This is a genomic window from Alkalihalobacillus trypoxylicola, from assembly GCF_001590785.1.
Taxonomy (GTDB): Bacteria; Bacillota; Bacilli; order Bacillales; family Bacillaceae_D; genus Alkalihalobacillus; species Alkalihalobacillus trypoxylicola.
The window spans coordinates 53,007-71,238 of the sequence record NZ_LTAO01000008.1 but is presented as its reverse complement, the minus strand read 5'-3'; the positions used below and the strand labels follow the sequence as shown (position 1 = coordinate 71,238).

At 37.2% G+C, this 18,232-nt stretch carries 19 protein-coding genes; all 19 read right to left on the bottom strand.

Annotated elements, in window-relative coordinates:
* Nucleotides 1-730 precede the first annotated feature (730 nt).
* Complete coding sequence (lysS, locus tag AZF04_RS06160; protein WP_061948002.1) at nucleotides 731-2,233, bottom strand: lysine--tRNA ligase; 1,503 nt, start codon at nucleotides 2,231-2,233, stop codon at nucleotides 731-733.
* Between the two features lie 156 nt (nucleotides 2,234-2,389).
* On the bottom strand, nucleotides 2,390-3,394 hold the full coding sequence (dusB, locus tag AZF04_RS06155; RefSeq protein ID WP_061948001.1) for a tRNA dihydrouridine synthase DusB: 1,005 nt from the start codon (nucleotides 3,392-3,394) through the stop codon (nucleotides 2,390-2,392).
* Between the two features lie 16 nt (nucleotides 3,395-3,410).
* Nucleotides 3,411-3,617: a helix-turn-helix domain-containing protein gene (locus AZF04_RS06150; RefSeq protein WP_045487606.1), complete on the bottom strand. Its 207-nt coding sequence runs from the start codon at nucleotides 3,615-3,617 to the stop codon at nucleotides 3,411-3,413.
* Entirely contained in the window at nucleotides 3,602-4,096 is a 495-nt protein-coding gene (gene folK / locus AZF04_RS06145; protein WP_061948000.1) for a 2-amino-4-hydroxy-6-hydroxymethyldihydropteridine diphosphokinase, read from the bottom strand. Before folK ends, AZF04_RS06150 begins: the two co-directional genes overlap by 16 nt.
* Nucleotides 4,089-4,463, bottom strand: coding sequence for a dihydroneopterin aldolase (gene folB / locus AZF04_RS06140; protein ID WP_061947999.1), 375 nt, complete (start codon nucleotides 4,461-4,463; stop codon nucleotides 4,089-4,091). The genes folK and folB overlap by 8 nt, the downstream gene beginning before the upstream one ends.
* Nucleotides 4,464-4,466: 3 nt before the next feature.
* Nucleotides 4,467-5,237 carry a dihydropteroate synthase gene (gene folP, locus AZF04_RS06135; RefSeq protein ID WP_082795240.1) on the bottom strand — a complete coding sequence of 257 codons (771 nt, stop codon included), beginning with the start codon at nucleotides 5,235-5,237 and terminating at the stop codon, nucleotides 4,467-4,469.
* A 63-nt stretch (nucleotides 5,238-5,300) separates the two neighbouring features.
* Nucleotides 5,301-6,152, bottom strand: a complete 852-nt coding sequence (gene pabC, locus AZF04_RS06130; protein ID WP_061947997.1) for an aminodeoxychorismate lyase — start codon at nucleotides 6,150-6,152, stop codon at nucleotides 5,301-5,303.
* Nucleotides 6,125-6,733: an aminodeoxychorismate/anthranilate synthase component II gene (gene pabA / locus AZF04_RS06125; protein ID WP_045487617.1), complete on the bottom strand. Its 609-nt coding sequence runs from the start codon at nucleotides 6,731-6,733 to the stop codon at nucleotides 6,125-6,127. Before pabA ends, pabC begins: the two co-directional genes overlap by 28 nt.
* A 24-nt stretch (nucleotides 6,734-6,757) precedes the next feature.
* Nucleotides 6,758-8,197 (bottom strand): anthranilate synthase component I family protein, encoded by a 1,440-nt coding sequence (locus AZF04_RS06120; protein WP_061947996.1) that lies wholly within the window; start codon nucleotides 8,195-8,197, stop codon nucleotides 6,758-6,760.
* Between the two features lie 156 nt (nucleotides 8,198-8,353).
* Nucleotides 8,354-9,277, bottom strand: a complete 924-nt coding sequence (gene cysK, locus AZF04_RS06115; RefSeq protein WP_061947995.1) for a cysteine synthase A — start codon at nucleotides 9,275-9,277, stop codon at nucleotides 8,354-8,356.
* Between the two features lie 244 nt (nucleotides 9,278-9,521).
* Nucleotides 9,522-10,397 (bottom strand): Hsp33 family molecular chaperone HslO, encoded by an 876-nt coding sequence (gene hslO, locus AZF04_RS06110; protein WP_061947994.1) that lies wholly within the window; start codon nucleotides 10,395-10,397, stop codon nucleotides 9,522-9,524.
* Entirely contained in the window at nucleotides 10,398-11,177 is a 780-nt protein-coding gene (locus AZF04_RS06105) for a type III pantothenate kinase (RefSeq protein WP_061947993.1), read from the bottom strand.
* A 100-nt stretch (nucleotides 11,178-11,277) separates the two neighbouring features.
* The gene (gene ftsH, locus AZF04_RS06100) at nucleotides 11,278-13,260 is read right to left on the bottom strand and encodes an ATP-dependent zinc metalloprotease FtsH (RefSeq protein ID WP_061947992.1); all 1,983 of its coding nucleotides are present in this window, start codon (nucleotides 13,258-13,260) and stop codon (nucleotides 11,278-11,280) included.
* Nucleotides 13,261-13,330: 70 nt separating this feature from the next.
* Entirely contained in the window at nucleotides 13,331-13,870 is a 540-nt protein-coding gene (hpt, locus tag AZF04_RS06095) for a hypoxanthine phosphoribosyltransferase (RefSeq protein ID WP_412459198.1), read from the bottom strand.
* A gap of 25 nt (nucleotides 13,871-13,895) precedes the next feature.
* Nucleotides 13,896-15,308, bottom strand: coding sequence for a tRNA lysidine(34) synthetase TilS (gene tilS / locus AZF04_RS06090; RefSeq protein WP_061947991.1), 1,413 nt, complete (start codon nucleotides 15,306-15,308; stop codon nucleotides 13,896-13,898).
* Entirely contained in the window at nucleotides 15,289-15,741 is a 453-nt protein-coding gene (locus AZF04_RS06085) for a threonine/serine exporter family protein (RefSeq protein WP_061947990.1), read from the bottom strand. Before AZF04_RS06085 ends, tilS begins: the two co-directional genes overlap by 20 nt.
* Before the next feature lie 14 nt (nucleotides 15,742-15,755).
* Nucleotides 15,756-16,508 carry a threonine/serine exporter family protein gene (locus AZF04_RS06080; RefSeq protein WP_045487645.1) on the bottom strand — a complete coding sequence of 251 codons (753 nt, stop codon included), beginning with the start codon at nucleotides 16,506-16,508 and terminating at the stop codon, nucleotides 15,756-15,758.
* 25 nt (nucleotides 16,509-16,533) lie between these two features.
* Nucleotides 16,534-17,493, bottom strand: a complete 960-nt coding sequence (locus tag AZF04_RS06075) for a serine/threonine protein kinase (protein ID WP_235599934.1) — start codon at nucleotides 17,491-17,493, stop codon at nucleotides 16,534-16,536.
* Entirely contained in the window at nucleotides 17,477-18,211 is a 735-nt protein-coding gene (locus AZF04_RS06070; protein WP_061947988.1) for a vWA domain-containing protein, read from the bottom strand. The genes AZF04_RS06075 and AZF04_RS06070 overlap by 17 nt, the downstream gene beginning before the upstream one ends.
* Between the last annotated feature and the right edge of the window lie 21 nt (nucleotides 18,212-18,232).

The window sequence follows — 18,232 nt, the reverse complement described above, 5'->3', positions numbered from 1 at the left end:
ATCAAACTCTCCGTTAAAGGATAAGCTGATTCGCTCATAATTTGCTGGCCTCGATTTTCATCGATGTTCCATTTTGCATTGATTTCTCAATGACTAACAGTTGACGAGATACCTTGTATCTCTTTAATTCGCTTGGCTTTTGTTCAGTTTTCAAAGAACTTATATCGCTTTTTTTGCGACTTGATTAGTGTAACATTTACAACAATCGAAGTCAACATTTTTAAAATTTATTTTTCTTTGTTTCATCGCTTGTTTTAGCGACAAGAAATAATATAACATCGTTAAAAAAAGATTGCAATACTTTTTTATAAATATTTTAAAATAATTTAATTATAGATTCTTTAAAAGGTAATGAATCTTATTTTCAGATTATATCAAAGTAATCGACAATAAAAAACAATTAATTATAAATTTAATAAAATGGATTTACTATCTTGAAAAAAAGACTATTTTAGTCTTTTTTAGCCAAATTCAATAGATATATTGATTTCATCAATTAATTTCTACTTACCTACACTAACTATCGAATTTGTGAGTATTACTCAATTAAAAATAATTAAACTTATCTGTTTTACCCTAGCTAGCTTATCTTTCATATGAGGAACCTTGTTTTTTACTATCTACTCTCTTTTTACAGCCCCTTATATCTTTTTCTTTCGAGTAAGAACATATACTAAAAAGAGAACATAATAAAACCCCTACTTTAAAAGTAGGGGTTAAACATTATTTCTTACGAATCGGCAGAATCTTTTCCGCGCATTTGAGGGAATAATAATACATCACGAATAGATGGTGAATTGGTTAACAACATCACTAAACGATCGATACCAATCCCTAGCCCTCCTGTTGGTGGCATCCCGTACTCTAATGCTTGTACAAAATCCTCATCCATCATATGAGCCTCATCGTCTCCTTGTTCACGTTCAACAAGCTGCTGTTCAAAACGCTGACGCTGATCGATCGGATCATTTAACTCCGAGAATGCATTAGCATGCTCTCTACCAACAATAAATAATTCAAACCGATCAGTAAAGCGTGGATCCTCTGGATTCTTCTTAGCTAAAGGTGAAATAGCAACAGGATGTCCATATACAAACGTCGGCTCAATTAGTTTCTCCTCAACATAATGCTCAAAGAACTCATTAACTACATGTCCGTATGTCATAGTATCCTTAACAGGTACTCGATGCTCTTTAGCTAAAGCGCGAGCTTCTTCATCAGTCATCTCTGGCCAAAAATCCACCCCTGATGCTTCTTTTACTGCATCAACCATATGAACTCTTTTCCATTCAGGCTTTAAATGAATCTGATAATCTCCGTACTCTATATCGGTTGTTCCTAATACCTCTTGGGCTATATGAGCAATTAGTTGCTCCGTTAAATCCATAATATCATTATAATCAGCATACGCTTCATATAATTCAATCATTGTAAACTCCGGATTATGACGAGTGGAGACTCCTTCATTACGGAATACTCTTCCTATTTCATAAACCTTTTCTAAGCCCCCTACAATTAACCTTTTCAAATGAAGTTCAATCGCTATACGCATATATAATTGCATATCTAGGGCGTTATGATGCGTAACAAATGGACGTGCTGACGCTCCACCAGCAATGGAGTGCATCGTTGGGGTTTCGACCTCTAAGAAGCCTTGACCATCTAAATAGCGACGCATCGATTGTAAAATTTTACTTCTAACAATAAATGTATCTCTGACATCTGGATTAACAATTAAATCAACATAACGTTGGCGATAACGCTGTTCAACATCTTTTAATCCGTGGAATTTATCGGGTAATGGACGAAGAGATTTGGATAGTAAAGAGAACTCTGTTACTTTAATAGACAATTCGCCTACCTTCGTTTTAAAAGCTACACCTTTAACACCAACAATATCACCGATATCTACTGTATTAAAAATATCATATGCATCTTCTCCAACAGCATCTCTTCTAACATAAATTTGTATCTGACCTGTTAAATCCTGAATATGAGCAAAGCCTGCCTTTCCTTTTCCACGCTTCGTCATCACACGACCAGCCAAAATCACTTCTTGCTCTTCTGTTTCTAATTCCTCTTTTGTACGCTCTGAAAATTGTTCACTCATTTCTTTAGCACTATGAGTACGAACAAACTTATCACCAAAAGCATTATAGCCTTGTTCTTCTAATTGCTTTAATTTATCTCTACGCACCTGCAACTGATCATTCAATTCCATTTCTTGACTCAATTTACTCAACTCCTATACAAGTAATAATATATAAAATAATTAAAACATCATCTGAAAATAACGATAGATACCCTCGAATCTCTATGTAGAAAGACTGCTAGAAATACCAGCAGTCCCCTCATCTCAAACGGATTATAGTGAAATCCTTCCTAAAAGTCAAACAACCGTTACTTTTTCATCAGCTTTAAGCTGTTCTACTTCATTCACAAACTGATAAAGTATCTTTTCAACCTCATCCCTTGATTCAAACTGATTGATTTGTTGTCGAACTTTTCCTCCACCATTAAGCCCTTTTAAATACCACGCAGCATGCTTTCTCATTTCTCGAACTGCAACCCTCTCACCTTTCAAATCAATTAAGCGATCAAGGTGAAGCATACATACATCTATCTTCTCTCGAGCTTCAGGCTCTGGATGAAGCACTCCATTCTCTAAATACTTAATCGTCCGATATAGCATCCAAGGGTTACCTAATGCAGCTCTTCCTATCATAACACCATCAACACCAATTTCATCTAGCATTCGTTTAGCATCTTGAGGTGTTCCAACGTCACCATTACCTATAACGGGAATGTTAACAGCTTCCTTCACTTCCTTAATGACACTCCAGTCCGCTACTCCTTCATACATTTGAACTCGGGTACGACCATGTACAGCGACTGCACTACCCCCTGCACGTTCTACCGCACGGGCATTATCAACAGCAAAAATATGGTCGTCATCCCAGCCAATACGCATTTTTACCGTAACTGGCTTTTTAACTGCGTCCACTGTCGCGGCTACCATCTCATAAATTTTATCTGGATTAAGCAACCACCTTGCTCCAGCTTCACATTTTATGATTTTCGATACTGGACAGCCCATATTAATATCGATAATATCAGCGTTCGTATTTTGGTCAACAAATTTAGCTGCTTCCACTAAAGTCTCTTTCTTACCACCAAAGATTTGCAAACTTAAAGGCTTTTCACGATCGTCGACATGTAACATGCTTAATGATCGTTCATTTCCATGTAATATCGCCTTATCACTGACCATTTCTGCACATACTAATCCGGTACCAAACTCTTTGGCAATTAAACGAAATGCGGGATTACACACTCCTGCCATAGGGGCTAAAACCACTTGATTCTTCATCTGTATAGGACCAATTTTCAACATCTTGTTTCACCCCCTGTTACGATTCAGTCATGATATCATTTCTTGATATATTTAACGTGGTTACGATACGTTCAATTAAGTAATCATCAGGAATTCGATTTCCTCTTTCAATTTCACCTAGAACTGAAACAGAAATACTCATTTTCTTGGCAAAGCTTTTTTGAGTATATCCTTTTAATTTTCTAAAAGCTCTAATCCTTCTTCCAACTAGCTCTGAATCCAACGTTTTACACCCTCTTTATCAGGTAAAGAATTTGCTAGTTCAGTCACCGTCAATTCTTGACCTAAAATTTTCCGTTCTGGTGATACTTCAGATAATGGAATCATTACAAAAGCTCGTTCTAACATTCTCGGATGAGGAATCGTTAATTCCTCCCCTTTCATATTCTCTTCATCAAAGAGAAGAATGTCAAGGTCTAATGTTCTTGGTCCCCACCTAACATCACGCTTTCGTCCACACCTTGATTCAATAGACTGTGTCAATTCTAATAATTTTAAAGGATTTAAATCCGTTTCCATCTCAATGACCATATTCAAAAATGACTGTTGATTTACATAACCGACGGGCTCCGTTTCATAAATAGAAGATATTTTCAATAATTCACAGTTTGGATGTTCTTGAAGTAAGTTTATTGCTTGGTCTAAATAATTTTTTCTATTGCCGATATTAGAACCCAAAGCAATAGTAGCTACATTACGCATTTAAATCCTCCTGGCTTCTCGTAATCTCAACAGCGACTGATTGGTAATGACCAGGAATAGGAGGGTCTGGTTTAATCAGCTTAATCGTACAACTTTTTAAAAGATTAAATGATCGTAATAACTCTTGACTGATATTCTCTGCGACTGCTTCTACTAATTTATATGGCCTTCCTTCTACAACTTTTTTTACTATTTCATAAACCTCGCCATAATTAATCGTTTGGTCAAGCTCATCTGTTCGTCCTGCTTTTTTTAAATCTAATTCTAATGTTAAATCAACCTGAAAACGTTGCCCTAATTTTTGCTCTTCAGCAAACACCCCGTGATAACCATAAAAAGAAAGTTGGTTCATATATATTTTATCCATTGCTCACTTCTCACTCCCTAACATAGCATCCATCATTTTGGTCATTCTCTTCATTTCCTTTACATCATGTACACGAACTATATGACAGCCCTGCGCAACTCCATAACAAACTGTTGCACCGGTTCCTTCTAATCTTTCGTCAACAGGAAGGTCCAGTGTTTTAGCAATCAAGGACTTTTTCGATGTTCCTAACAAAACAGGATATTCCATTTCTACTATTTTATCTAAATGTCGCATGACCCTCAAATTTTCCTCGTATGTTTTTGCAAAGCCAATACCGGGATCTAAAATTATATTTTCATTCTTTACTCCTGCATGTAAGCAGATTTCTATACTTTCATTTAAATCGGATATCATGTCATTTATTAAATCCTTATATTGAGCATTTTCACGGTTGTGCATTAATACAATCGGTACATCATAAGCTGCCGCCACACTCGCCATCTTACGATCCTTTTTTGCACCCCAAACATCATTAATGATTGAGGCACCTGCTTCAATAGCACGTTTAGCAACCTCCGCCTTGTATGTATCAATTGAAATAGGAATATCCACTTCAGAAGATATTGCTTTTATAATGGGAACAACTCGATTAATTTCTTCTTGCTCTTCAACAAAAATAGCACCCGGTCTCGTTGATTCACCACCAATATCTAAAATATCGGCTCCATCCTCTACTAATTGTTTTGCTCGCATTACCGCCGTATCTATTTCATTAAATTTCCCACCATCCGAAAAAGAATCAGGAGTTGCATTTAAAATACCCATTACCATTGTTCGGTTCGTTTTAAAAAGAATTTGATTACGATCCTTTTTTGTTCCCACTAAAACCACTCCTTAGATTTCATCACGACTCCACAAAAAATGTTTAAAATGTTGATACTCTTTTTTTAAATAGGTAAAGTACTTCCCTTCCATCTCCAAATCAACTCCATCTAGTTCAATCGGAATTAGCTCTTGGATAGAGTTTGTGATAAAGGCTTCATTTGCCCCTTTTAAATCGTCTACTGTATAAAATCCTTCTTTTACATTAACATGAGCCTTTTTTAATAATGAAATTAAGAACCTTCTTGTAACCCCATCTAATATTCCTGTTTCAATACTAGGGGTATGTACAACATGATTCTTTACAAAAAACAGATTTGTCACGATTCCCTCTGCAAGATAACCATCACCTGTTAAAAAAAGGCCTTCTGCACTTGAATTTCTATCTAATAATTCTCTTTTTGCTAATAGATTATTCATATAATGAAATGATTTCATTCGTTGTTTACCCTCAGGTGTATTTCGGCGTATATCTAGAATTTCAACTTTTCTAGGTTTATTAGAAGATTGAGGAAGAGGCTTAGCAAATGCAGAGACGCTCGGTTCGTTGTATGTTTCATCAAAAACACCAACAGGCTTGACCCCTGCAGATACATTCCAACGAATATACGCATCTTTTAATCCATTACTCACCATGAGCTCTCTAAGTATGCTCATAACCTTCTCTTTGTCATAGGTCCAGTCAATTCCAAGTTCATGCAAACCTTTTTGCAAACGTTTAAAATGGTCATCCAATAAAAATGGATGACCATCATACACGGCAAATGTCTCAAATAAACCAAGACCATAAAGATAGCCATGGTCAAAAATAGAAATCTTCGCTTCGTTATCTTCTATTACTTGTCCATTGAAATAGACGAACATGAAGAACGCTCCCTTTGATTTGTTTCTAGGAAATTTCTTAATAAAGTCTTTCCCTCATTTGTCATAATCGACTCAGGATGAAATTGAACACCTTCCACAGCTAATTCCTTATGACGAATACCCATAATCTCACCTTCGGCCGTTTCAGCTGTGATTTCAAAGCAATCAGGTAAACTTTCTTTCTTAACAATTAAAGAATGGTACCTCGTAGCTATCAAAGGAGAAGAAAGCCCTGTAAAAACAAATTTCCCTTGATGGATAATTTCCGATGTCTTTCCGTGCATGAGTCGCTTCGCACGAATGACCTCACCACCAAAAACCTGCGCAATCGATTGATGACCTAAACATACACCAAAGAGGGGGATTTTTCCTGCAAAATATTCAATAACCGCAAGACTAATTCCTGCTTCATTAGGAGTACACGGTCCAGGCGAAATCATAATATAATCTGGATCCATTTCCTCTATTTCCTCTATGGTGATTTGGTCATTTCTTTTTACGATAAGGTCTTGACCCATCTCTCCTAAATACTGCACCAAATTATAAGTAAACGAATCATAATTATCAATCATTAATATCATTTTCTACTTCCTCCTATTCTCAGCTCAACTAAACGTTTTCTCTAAAACCTCTTCTTCACTCAACTCTAATGCTCTCCATAATGCTTTCGCTTTTTTTAATGATTCCTTATATTCAAACACAGGATTAGAATCAATAACAATACCTGCTCCTGCCTGTATATAAGCAATATGATCCTTACAAACCATTGTTCGAATGGCTATGTTCAGTTCCATTTCTCCATTAAAACCAATCCAACCAATTGACCCTGTATAAATACTTCTTCTTAAAGGCTCTAATTCCTCTATAATTTCCATCGTTCTGATTTTAGGTGCTCCAGTAATCGTTCCTCCGGGGAAAGTTGCTCTTATTAGGTCGTAAAGATCATAATCTTCATGAAGGGAACCAACTACATTAGAAACTAAATGCATAACATGTGAATATTTCTCAACCACTAGTAACTCATCTACAGATACACTTCCGTAGCTCGCCACTCGCCCAAGGTCATTTCTCTCTAAATCAACAAGCATCACATGCTCCGCTCTCTCTTTTTCATTGGCTAATAACTCAGATTCTAATTGCTCATCCTCTTCCTCTGTCAATCCTCTTGAGCGCGTTCCAGCAATTGGTCTTGTACTAATTTTTGAGCCCTGCTTTTTCACGAGGAGCTCAGGTGAGGCACTAACAAATTGAAAATCAGGTGTTTCTAAAAAGGACATATACGGAGACGGATTTAATTTTCTTAATACTTCATATACATGCATAGGTTCTGTAATCATTTTACGACTATGTCTTACAGATAAATTAACTTGAAACACATCGCCTGCTGCAATATAATCCTTTATTTTATCCACGGCAGCTGCAAACTGTTCTTCCTCTAGAGAAGAAGATATGGGGCGTTCCAGACTTTGATCCTTCAATGACATTTGATTATTATTATTTACTTCTTTTTTCCATAATGATTCCCACTCATTCAATAAAGAATGTAGCGGTTTCGCTTGATCCTCTAAATCAGTTAAAATAATAATCAGCTTTTGCGCTACATGGTCGTATACAAACACTTCATGAAAAAGCATAAAATAAAGTTCAGGAAGCTTTAAATCATCTTTTGCGATGTTTGGAAGCTCCTCAAACTCACGAATCATGTCATAACTTAAATATCCAATTGCACCCCCTTGAAAAGGTGGGAGCCCAGCTATAGATTCTGTTTGATAGGATGACAACTCCTCCTTTAGTAGCTCAAGTAAGTCACCCTGCCGTATTTCCTTTGATTCACCATTAAACACCGATAATTCTCTGTCCCTACCTTGTAGGATAGCAAAAGGGTTTAAACCCATTATACTATAGGTTCCTCCTCGCCCACTTTCGAGTAGAACATGATGAGTCTTTTCTGCGCTTAACTGTTTATATCGATTAAACCAACTTTTATCATCAAGTTTAAAAGAGGTTGCTATCGTTTTCCATTTGCCATGCTTATGTTCTAGCATAGCGTCACCTCCACGTAATCTCTTGGCTTTATTTTAACCGACAATAGAACAGAAGAAAAGCCGTTAATTCCTGTCAAAAGAAAAGAATGGCCACTGTACCTACATAGTAGATGGTGACCATTCTTTTTATATCATTCATTATGTTTAGTAGTGCGATTAATCTTCAAAGTTGTACAATGGAGTACTAAGGTAACGCTCCCCATTTGAAGGGATAACAGCTACTACTTTTTTACCTGGTCCTAGCTTTTCTGCTAATTGAAGCGCAGCAGCAATAGCCGCTCCAGACGAAATTCCACCTAAAATCCCTTCTTCTTTTGCTGCTCTACGAGCATATTCGAAGGCTTCCTCAGTAGAAATTTGTATCACTTCATCATAAACTTCCGTATCAAGGATTTTTGGAACAAATCCCGCACCAATTCCTTGAATTTTATGTGGACCTGGCTTACCTCCTGAAAGAACAGGAGAATCTTTTGGTTCAACAGCAGCAATGACTACCTCTGGGAAATGCTCTTTTAAATAACCTCCAGCACCAGTAATCGTTCCACCTGTACCAATACCTGATATAAAGCCATCTATTTGACCATCCACTTGCTCTAAAAGCTCTTTACCTGTAGTCTCTCTATGAATAGCAGGGTTTGCTTCATTTTCGAATTGTTGAGGCATGAAGTACCCTTCTTCTTTTGCAAGCTCTGTTGCTTTACGAATAGCACCACCCATACCTTCAGGCCCTGGTGTTAATACTAATTCCGCTCCATACGCACGTAATAAATTACGACGCTCTAAACTCATCGTTTCGGGCATAACTAGCTTAGCTTTTAGACCTTTAGCTGCTGCCACCATCGCTAAACCAATTCCAGTATTACCACTAGTTGGCTCAACAATCGTATCTCCTTCTTTTAAATCCCCAGCTTCAATGGCCGCTTCAATCATTGCTAGCCCAATTCTGTCCTTTACACTACTACCTGGATTCATAAATTCAAGCTTTAAATAAATATCAGCATGCTTATCAGAAACAAGACGATTAAGTTTCACTAATGGTGTTTGACCGATTAATTCTGTAATTGAATTAACAACTTTCATTCTTACTCCTCCTAATTCCAAGTAATTTTATTGGTTTTATTAAGATAATGATAGCAAACGTTTTCTGATAAGTCAATTAATAATGTTAATTTAGGCTCACTCCTTTTCATAAGCTAATTTTAAGGCAAATACTCATTTAATGGACGCTCAATATCTTTTAATCAATAAAAGACTCGCCCTTTATCTTCTGCTGGGGAGTCTTTAAAATTAATATAGTTTTGCTTCACTATCTATACTGTCATGATTAAACTTGTGAATATAATTCCTCTAACTCTTCCTTTGAGAAATGGAACTTGTCGTTACAGAAGTGGCAAGAGGTTTCAGCTCCACCATCTTCATCGATCATTTCTCTAATCTCTTTTTTTCCAAGACTTATAATGGCATTTGCTATTCTTTCCTTTGAACAGGTACAAGCAAATTCAATCGGCATCTTCTCTAAAATTTTAACATTTTCTTCACCCATTAATGAGTATAAAATTTCCTCAGGTGGCATCCCTAACTCCACTAATTTGGAAATAGGAGGAATAGATTTTAAACGATTTTCTATTTCCGTTATCACTGCATCACTAGCTCCAGGTAATAGCTGAATAACAAATCCTCCAGCCGCCAATACACTATGATCAGGATTCACTAAAACCCCAACCCCAACAGAAGATGGCGTTTGCTCTGAAGAAACAAAATAATAGGTGAAATCCTCACCAAGCTCACCAGATACTATCGGTACACTACCTGTAAATGGTTCTCTCATCCCTATATCCTTTACTACTGATAAATAACCATTATTCCCTACCGCACGAGCCACATCCAATTTCCCTTGTTCATTAAGATCAAAATGAACATGAGGATTGGTTACATATCCTCGTGATTGCCCTTTTGCATTGCTATCAACGATAATGGCACCAATAGGTCCACCACCTTCAATTTTCACCGTTAATTTAGCCTCACCCTTTAGCATAGCACCCATCATAGTTGATGCCATCATCGATCTCCCTAATGCAGCAGACGCTGTTGGCCATGTATCTTGCTTTTGAACAGCTACATTTACCATTTCTGTTGCTACACAGCTATAAGCTCTAACCTGACCATCGAACGCTAATGCTTTTATTAAATAATCCTTCATTTATTGTACTCCTTCATGTTGATTTTTTTTATAAATTAAATAAAGTCCCTTGAGAGTGAGATATCGGTCTACAATATCTATCTCCTCTGATTCCTTGGCAATTAACTCAGCCAAACCGCCTGTCGCAATTACAGTTGGTTTCCCATTGGCTTGTTTTTTAATTCTTTTTACAACTCCATCTACCTGACCTACATAACCATAAAATATGCCTGATTGCATCGCTTCAATGGTGTTGCTACCTAACACCTTATTAGGCTTTGCAATTTCAATCCGAGGTAACTTTGCCGCTTTAGTATAAAGGGCTTCGGTCGAAATCGTGATTCCTGGTGCAATCGCACCACCCATATATTGACTTTTTTCATTTACATAGCAATAGGTGGTCGCTGTTCCAAAATCTACGATAATGATAGGAGCACCATAATAGTAGATTCCTGCCACCGCATTCACTATCCGATCGGCTCCCACCTCTTTAGGATTATCATATTTAATATTTAATCCCGTCTTCATTCCAGGTCCTATAATAAAAGGATTCTGCCTGAAATATTTCACACACATCTGCTGAATGGTAAACATAATAGGTGGGACAACAGAAGCAATAATAATTCCTTTAATATCATAATAGGTTAAGCTTTCCTGTGAAAATAAACTCCTCAATGTTACAGCGTATTCATCTTCTGTTTTCTGTCGAACCGTTGCGATTCTCCAATGATATTTAAGTTGATCTCCTTCATATAAACCAATCCCTATATTTGAATTACCAATATCCATTACTAAGATCATGTGCTATCACCGCATTTTTATTAATTTTTTATCATTAATTTTTTCCTTAGTATGCACGAAAAAAGAGAGAATGTCGATTATGACATGCTCTCCCTTCTCACTATTCATCCTTTTTGTTTGATGGGGAATCAGAGGATTCATCAGAGGTATTTTCTTCCTCTTCTTGACTTCCTTCATCCTGTTTAGGCTGAATATTTACTTTCACATCGTTATTATCATCATCTTCCTTGTTCGATTCGAGCACCGTATTAGTGTGATGATTCTCAGGCAATTTTCCTTCATTAATTAATGATTGAATTTGCTCCGCATCAAGTGTTTCTAAATCTAATAAGGTTTCAGCAACTAAGTCTAAGCTTGCTTTATTCGCTTCAAGAATTTGGCGACAACGATCATAGGATTCTTTAATAATTCTTTGAACTTCTAAATCAATCTCATAAGCAATTTTGTCACTATAGCTTTGCTCATTTTGGATGTCACGTCCTAAGAAGACCTGACCCCCTGATCCAGAAACAAATTGAAGAGGACCGAGCTTTTTGCTCATTCCATATTCAGTTACCATTTTTCTAGCAATACCAGTAGCTCTTTGGAAATCATTATGAGCACCTGTGCTCACTTCACCAAATTGAATTTCCTCAGCAACTCGACCACCAAGAAGTCCAACAATTTTATCTAATAGCTCTGGCTCTGTCATAAAGTAACGATCCTCTTTTGGAAGCATAACCGCATATCCACCTGCCATACCTCTAGGAACGATTGTTACTTTATGAACCATATCGGCATTTTCTAGCTTCACACCAACAACCGTGTGTCCTGCCTCATGCCAAGCAACGATATTTTTTTCCTTTTTAGAGATAACACGGCTCTTTTTAGCTGGACCCGCAATGACCCGATCAATTGCTTCTTCAATATGAATCATGCTAATTTTCTTCTGATCATCTCGTGCGGCAACCAGAGCAGCCTCATTTAAGAGGTTTTCTAAATCTGCACCAGAAAATCCTGGTGTTCTATTTGCGATCGATTTTAAATTTACGTCATCATTTAAAGGCTTGTTACGTGCATGTACTTTAAGTACATCTTCACGTCCACGAACATCTGGACGGTTCACTTGAATTTGACGGTCAAAACGACCAGGACGCAATAATGCAGGGTCAAGAATATCGGCACGGTTTGTAGCCGCGATGATAATGATACCTTCATTTGCACTAAATCCATCCATTTCAACAAGAAGCTGATTCAATGTTTGCTCACGTTCATCGTGACCTCCACCAAGTCCGGCTCCACGCTGTCTACCAACAGCATCAATTTCATCAATAAATATAATACAAGGTGCATTTTTCTTTGCATTTTCGAAAAGGTCACGAACACGAGACGCCCCGACACCCACGAACATTTCTACAAAGTCTGAACCACTAATTGAGAAGAACGGAACCCCAGCTTCTCCTGCAACCGCTCGAGCCAGTAACGTTTTACCTGTTCCTGGAGGTCCTACTAATAGTACTCCTTTTGGAATACGTGCACCAATAGCAGAGAATTTACGTGGATCTTTTAAGAATTCGACTACCTCTACTAGCTCAGCCTTTTCTTCATCCGCCCCTGCAACATCTTTGAATTTTGCTTTTTTCTTATCATCATTAACCATTTTAGCCTTACTTTTACCGAAATTCATCACACGGTTTCCGCCACCCTGTGCTTGACTAAGTAAGAAGAAGAATAGAATGAAGATAATGATAAAAGGGATAATTCCAGTAAAGAAAGTAACCCAACCACTTGTTTGATCAGCGGGTTCTACATTAAATTCGTTTGTAGCATTCATTAAAAGCTCTGCATTTTGCTCAGTTGGCAAAGCATAGGTTTGAAAATACTCATCTTCTTTTGAATCGTTAAATTGACCAGTAATTAAATACACGGATCGTTCAGGTTTAGCTGTTAGATTTGTTACATCACCTTGTGAAAGCCTTTGTTGAAAATCATCAAAAGAAATTTCATTTGTTGTTGTTTGATCAGAATTAATAACATTAACTATTCCTATAATTACTAGGAAAATAAGTAAATAAATAATAGTATTACGAAAAATTCGATTCATGTTTGACCTCCTCCCGCGTACCATAAAGCCTTCGTATATCGTATCACATATGTTATTTCATTCACAAATATTAACCCTCATAAATTTCAGGTTTTAAAACCCCAATATACGGGAGATTACGATAACGCTCTGCATAGTCAAGACCATAGCCAACAACAAAGGCATCAGGTACCGTAAATCCAGTAATATCAGGGACAAGATCAACTTTTCTCCCATCCGGTTTGTCTAATAAAGTAACTACTTTCACAGACCTAGCTTTTCGGTAATGAAACAATTGAACTAAGTAGCTTAACGTTAAACCACTATCTATAATATCTTCTACAATGAGAATATCTCTTCCTTCTACTGATGCATCTAAATCTTTAATAATTTTTACTTCTCCTGAAGATACCATACCATTACCATAGCTAGACACATCCATAAAGTCCATTTCTATATGAGTATCGATACGCTTTGATAAATCGGCCATAAAAGGCATTGCCCCTTTTAATACACCAATAACTAAAGGATATTTATCATTGTATTCATCTGTGATTGTTTTACCTAATTCCTTTACTCTCTCTTGAATCTCTTCTTCCGTAATGAGGATTTCTTTCAATTCGTCTCTCATCAATTCCTTTGACCCTCCCGTAATCTTAACCATTCAAATTATTAATGATTTCTTCTGTTGGTTTCATCGTTAAAACAATGGCTTTTTCTTTAATGGGCTCAACACCCCGCGCCCTCATTAAAAGAGGAACCCATAAAATATTTCCTTCTTTGTTCAATAAAAGCGGCCATTTTTCTCTTAAGCTTTGACTAATCTTCCTATCAATAAACAATCGACTGATCTTTTTGGTTCCATTTATCCCTATTGGATTAATACGGTCACCAGTAAGACGTGTTCGAATAAATAATGGAGCATGCTCATCATAAGCAAGTATCAGTTGGTTCCTTCCTTCTCTGACCTCCATATCCTCTTCTAGAAACGTCGAATGTATTTCACCAATTGCTGTCTTTGTCACACCAGGTAAGACGAGTTCTTCAATGCTATCTGTGTTGGTTTCATGACTGACTTTCCTTCTGGAAAAATGACAAAGATTATAGTCTCTATAAACAAATACTCCAGCGCCAATATGTAATTGCTTAGATGGATCGGTATGGTGTATGAGACTCATAACCTGCTCTATATGCACAGAAGCAGGAAAAGGTGAGTTGTCTATATTAAGATAATTTAATATTAGAGTAATCACCCTTCTTTGTAAAGAGACGTGTATCGATTGAAAGGAATCACAGGATATCGAATAATGAGCTTCTTTTTTTTGAACAAGAATGTTATTTAATTCACTTTCAGCTAGCTTCATTAAAAAAGCGGAATCATCCTCAAGCCATTGATTTTGTCTTTGCATTTGAACATGCGCCTGACTATTCTCATTTTTAATAAAAGGAAGGATCTCTTGACGATAACGGTTACGCGTATATTTCGTAGAAAAGTTACTCTCATCAATGCGAGTCAAAATTCCCTCTTCATTACAATAATTCTCTATTTCTGCCTTCGTTATTCCTAAAAAAGGACGGATAAGATATCCATTTCCAAATGGTCGGCGCACCGATATACCCGGTGCTTGTATCGGAATATAGCCTCGTACCTGCTTCATCATAATCGTCTCGATCTGGTCATCACCGTGATGAGCTGTAATTAATGCCTCAACATTTTCTTCTATTGTTAATTTTTCTAGCCACTTGTACCTCAGTTCCCTAGCCGCTAATTGAGTGCTCATACGATTAGCTTTTGCATATTCTTTTACTTCTAATCTTTTTGAAAAAAACGGAATGTTGTACTCCAGACAATAATTCTGTACCGTTAATAAATCTTGATCCGCACTTTCTTCCCTTAGCTGATGGTGAGCATGTGCAGCTAAAATTCGGATATTATACCATTCACGGTTTTTCCATAAAAAATCAAGCATCGCCATTGAATCTGGCCCACCAGAAACCGCAATTAGCACAGAACGAACACCTTCCAACAACTGGTAATTTCGGATAAATTTATGAACGCTTTTCTTCATACCTTTGACCAATTCCCCCCTTACCAAACGAGAAAATAGCTAAAGCAAAAACAAGTCCTCCAGCAATAGCCCCAGCCTGCAATAATGTGTCTATACCGAGTTCAATTCCTTCTATATATTCTCCGTCTAAAAAAGCTCTCATTGTAAAATATGCTTTGCTTCCAGGAACAAGAGGGATAATACCTTGAATACTAAAGTTTGTGACTGGTACCCGAAACCATTTAGCAAACACATGTGAAAGAGTGGCAGCAACAAGTGATGCAACGGCTGTCGCAAAAACAAAGGAAGCATCCGTATACACAGGAGCCAACGAATAAATGAACCAAGAGGAGACACCAATAAAACCACCTATCCAAATAATTCTTGTTGGTCCATTAAAGATAACGCCAAAAGCAACTGTAGCAAAATAGCATACAATAAGCTCTATCCACATTTCTAACACCCTCTTTACATAAACATCGCTATTGCCAGGGCAATTCCTGTTGCAATCGACAAAGCTGTAATGACCGTTTCGGCACCTCTCGTTAGTCCTGCAATTAAATCACCTGACATTAAATCGCGAACGGCATTAGTTAACGGAATCCCTGGTACTAACGGCATGAGAGTTCCAATAATGACTTGGTCAATATTTTCACCAATACCGATTAGAACAAGAATAATTGCGACAAGACCTCCTAAAAAAGCAGCCATAAATTCGGCAAAAAACCGTACCTTTAAATACTCTTGTAATAAAAACAAACTCCAGCTTGCTGAGAAACCAGCAATAAACGCCGGGATTACATCCATCCAATTTCCACCAAACAAATAAGAAAATGTACCACCAGCTACACCTGAAGCGATATGTATAAGATAAGGAGGATAGTGCTGAGCACTTTTAGAGATATCTTTAAGTTCTCTCCACGCTCCCTCACCGTCTATTTCCCCGGAAACAAGCTGTCTTGATATTTGATTGACTTGCGTTATCTTATTTAAATCTTGTAAGCGGTCATCTACACGTACCATTTGCATTACATCATCTTTGCCGTCCTCTTCGAACGAAAGGAAAATACCAGTCGTCATAACAAAACAGTGGACATTTTTAAAATGATGGGATTTAGCCATTCTTTCCAACGTTTCTTCTACTCGATAGGTCTCGGCACCAGAGCTTAACATGATTTCTCCTGCCAACAAACATATATCCATCATTCTATCTGCTTTCATGTAAAGAAGCCCTCCATCCTACTCTTTACATCATCTGTCCAAATAAGTATAGGATATAACATAGAATTAATAAAGATAGTATTAAGAAGAATTCTATAAGAAAAGAAGGTTTTTTTTGACTTCTTTTTTTAACCTTTCTACTTTTATTCGTTTGTTTAACTACTGAACTTTTCTTTTTACCTTTAGGAGAATCTCCTAACAACTGAATTAATTCGGATTTCATTTCTCCTGCTCTAGTATAGTTCCCCCGAATCGCTTTCATCAAAATGGAGCAAAAAGGCTGTAGCCTTTGGCTTTCCATAATCTTTTTTTGAAATAAATCTTCCAAATTTCCTGCTCTCTTTTCAAATCTTTCGGGGTATTCACAATTAATCATAATCATGGCTACAGCAAATAAATCGTAGCTTGGCTCAGCCTTTCTAGAGCCCAAATTCCAATACCCACGATCAAAAAATTCCGTAAACTCCTTAATAGAACGCCCTAATAGTGTAGTACCACCCACATCAATCCAACGAATCCGCTTTGGCGAACCGACAATTAATAAATTGTCAGGCTTTAAATCACCAAATACCCATCCTTCACGATGGAGATTTTCTAGATCACCTAAAAGCTGAACAGCAAATAAACCTAGCCATTCAGCTCCTTTTCCGTTTACATAATCAATAATTGATGTCCCTTTTAAATATTCCATTACATAGAATGGAATATTTCCATCTGAGGTTACCAGATCATCCACATCAATGAGCTCAGGTCCTAATATTTTACCTTCAACTTTAGATAAATGCTTTAAAACATTCACCTCTGAAGTAATCGCCATATTATCTAAAGCTACTTTTATAGCAACCAATTGCGATAAGCCATCCTCTGCTAAATAAACCGTTCCTGTCGCACCGCTTCCTAATTTTCTCACAATAGTGTATCGGTGCTTATGCCACTTACCTATAATTAAATAGCCTGCTGATAAACGATCAACGTGGTTCTTCAAAGAGTTGCTCTTCACTCTCCATCCATCTCCTTCTCGAACGATTTTTATGGAAGAATCCAATCGCCTCTTTTAGAGCTGGTCCGGTTGGAGTGATTCCACCCGAGGAAAGCTTATGAAAAACTCCCGTTAATGTTCCTAATTTTGGTGTCCAATCTAATAAACGGTCCACCTCTTTTCTTTTCCCGGGGAATGAATATAAGGAAAATTGATTTTTCCCCATCCTTGAAGTTAAGCTAATAGATAAATCAGTCAAGGCTTCTTGAACCATCGGAAGCTTATCTCTCATACTAGCACTAGTATCCACTAATATTAATACCTCTAGATCGATCGTTTCTCCTAATTCATCGACAATCTCCATTACCTCTCCCCTTTTTTCTGGAGAAAGTTCTTCCATATCCTGTGACCTTCCTAAAATTTGTTTAAGCTCCTGATTCACTACACCATGGAGTGTTTGTGTCATTGCTTTTCTTGTCACCATCTGAACGGTTTTAGCTAATTGCTTTGCATATACAATTTGACTAACGCCACCACCAGCAAGGGAAATATCATCGATTTCCTTCTTACCATGTTCATTTAAATACTCTTGATCTAGAATTCCGATTACATTGACTGTAATCCCTTGTTCTCTTGCAAGCGCAGCAATCGCAACAGGGTCCTCCCCATCATTGGAATGACCATCTGTTAATAAAAGTATTTGCTTTAATGTGCCCTTCGACATATTATTTCCTCCCAAGCTAGT

Bases quoted from the DNA above. Each gene is read 5' to 3' on its own strand.
- dusB (WP_061948001.1), bottom strand. From the start codon at position 3,394: ATGTTGAAAATTGGTCCTATACAGATGAAGAATCAAGTGGTTTTAGCC.
- folK (WP_061948000.1), bottom strand. From the start codon at position 4,096: ATGCGTAATGTAGCTACTATTGCTTTGGGTTCTAATATCGGCAATAGA.
- folB (WP_061947999.1), bottom strand. From the start codon at position 4,463: ATGGATAAAATATATATGAACCAACTTTCTTTTTATGGTTATCACGGG.
- folP (WP_082795240.1), bottom strand. From the start codon at position 5,237: ATGGTAATGGGTATTTTAAATGCAACTCCTGATTCTTTTTCGGATGGT.
- pabC (WP_061947997.1), bottom strand. From the start codon at position 6,152: ATGTTCGTCTATTTCAATGGACAAGTAATAGAAGATAACGAAGCGAAG.
- pabA (WP_045487617.1), bottom strand. From the start codon at position 6,733: ATGATATTAATGATTGATAATTATGATTCGTTTACTTATAATTTGGTG.
- AZF04_RS06120 (WP_061947996.1), bottom strand. From the start codon at position 8,197: ATGCTAGAACATAAGCATGGCAAATGGAAAACGATAGCAACCTCTTTT.
- cysK (WP_061947995.1), bottom strand. From the start codon at position 9,277: ATGAAAGTTGTTAATTCAATTACAGAATTAATCGGTCAAACACCATTA.
- hslO (WP_061947994.1), bottom strand. From the start codon at position 10,397: ATGAAGGATTATTTAATAAAAGCATTAGCGTTCGATGGTCAGGTTAGA.
- AZF04_RS06105 (WP_061947993.1), bottom strand. From the start codon at position 11,177: ATGATCTTAGTAATGGATATTGGTAATTCAAATATAGGGATTGGTTTA.
- ftsH (WP_061947992.1), bottom strand. From the start codon at position 13,260: ATGAATCGAATTTTTCGTAATACTATTATTTATTTACTTATTTTCCTA.
- hpt (WP_412459198.1), bottom strand. From the start codon at position 13,870: ATGAGAGACGAATTGAAAGAAATCCTCATTACGGAAGAAGAGATTCAA.
- tilS (WP_061947991.1), bottom strand. From the start codon at position 15,308: ATGAAGAAAAGCGTTCATAAATTTATCCGAAATTACCAGTTGTTGGAA.
- AZF04_RS06085 (WP_061947990.1), bottom strand. From the start codon at position 15,741: ATGTGGATAGAGCTTATTGTATGCTATTTTGCTACAGTTGCTTTTGGC.
- AZF04_RS06080 (WP_045487645.1), bottom strand. From the start codon at position 16,508: ATGAAAGCAGATAGAATGATGGATATATGTTTGTTGGCAGGAGAAATC.
- AZF04_RS06070 (WP_061947988.1), bottom strand. From the start codon at position 18,211: ATGTCGAAGGGCACATTAAAGCAAATACTTTTATTAACAGATGGTCAT.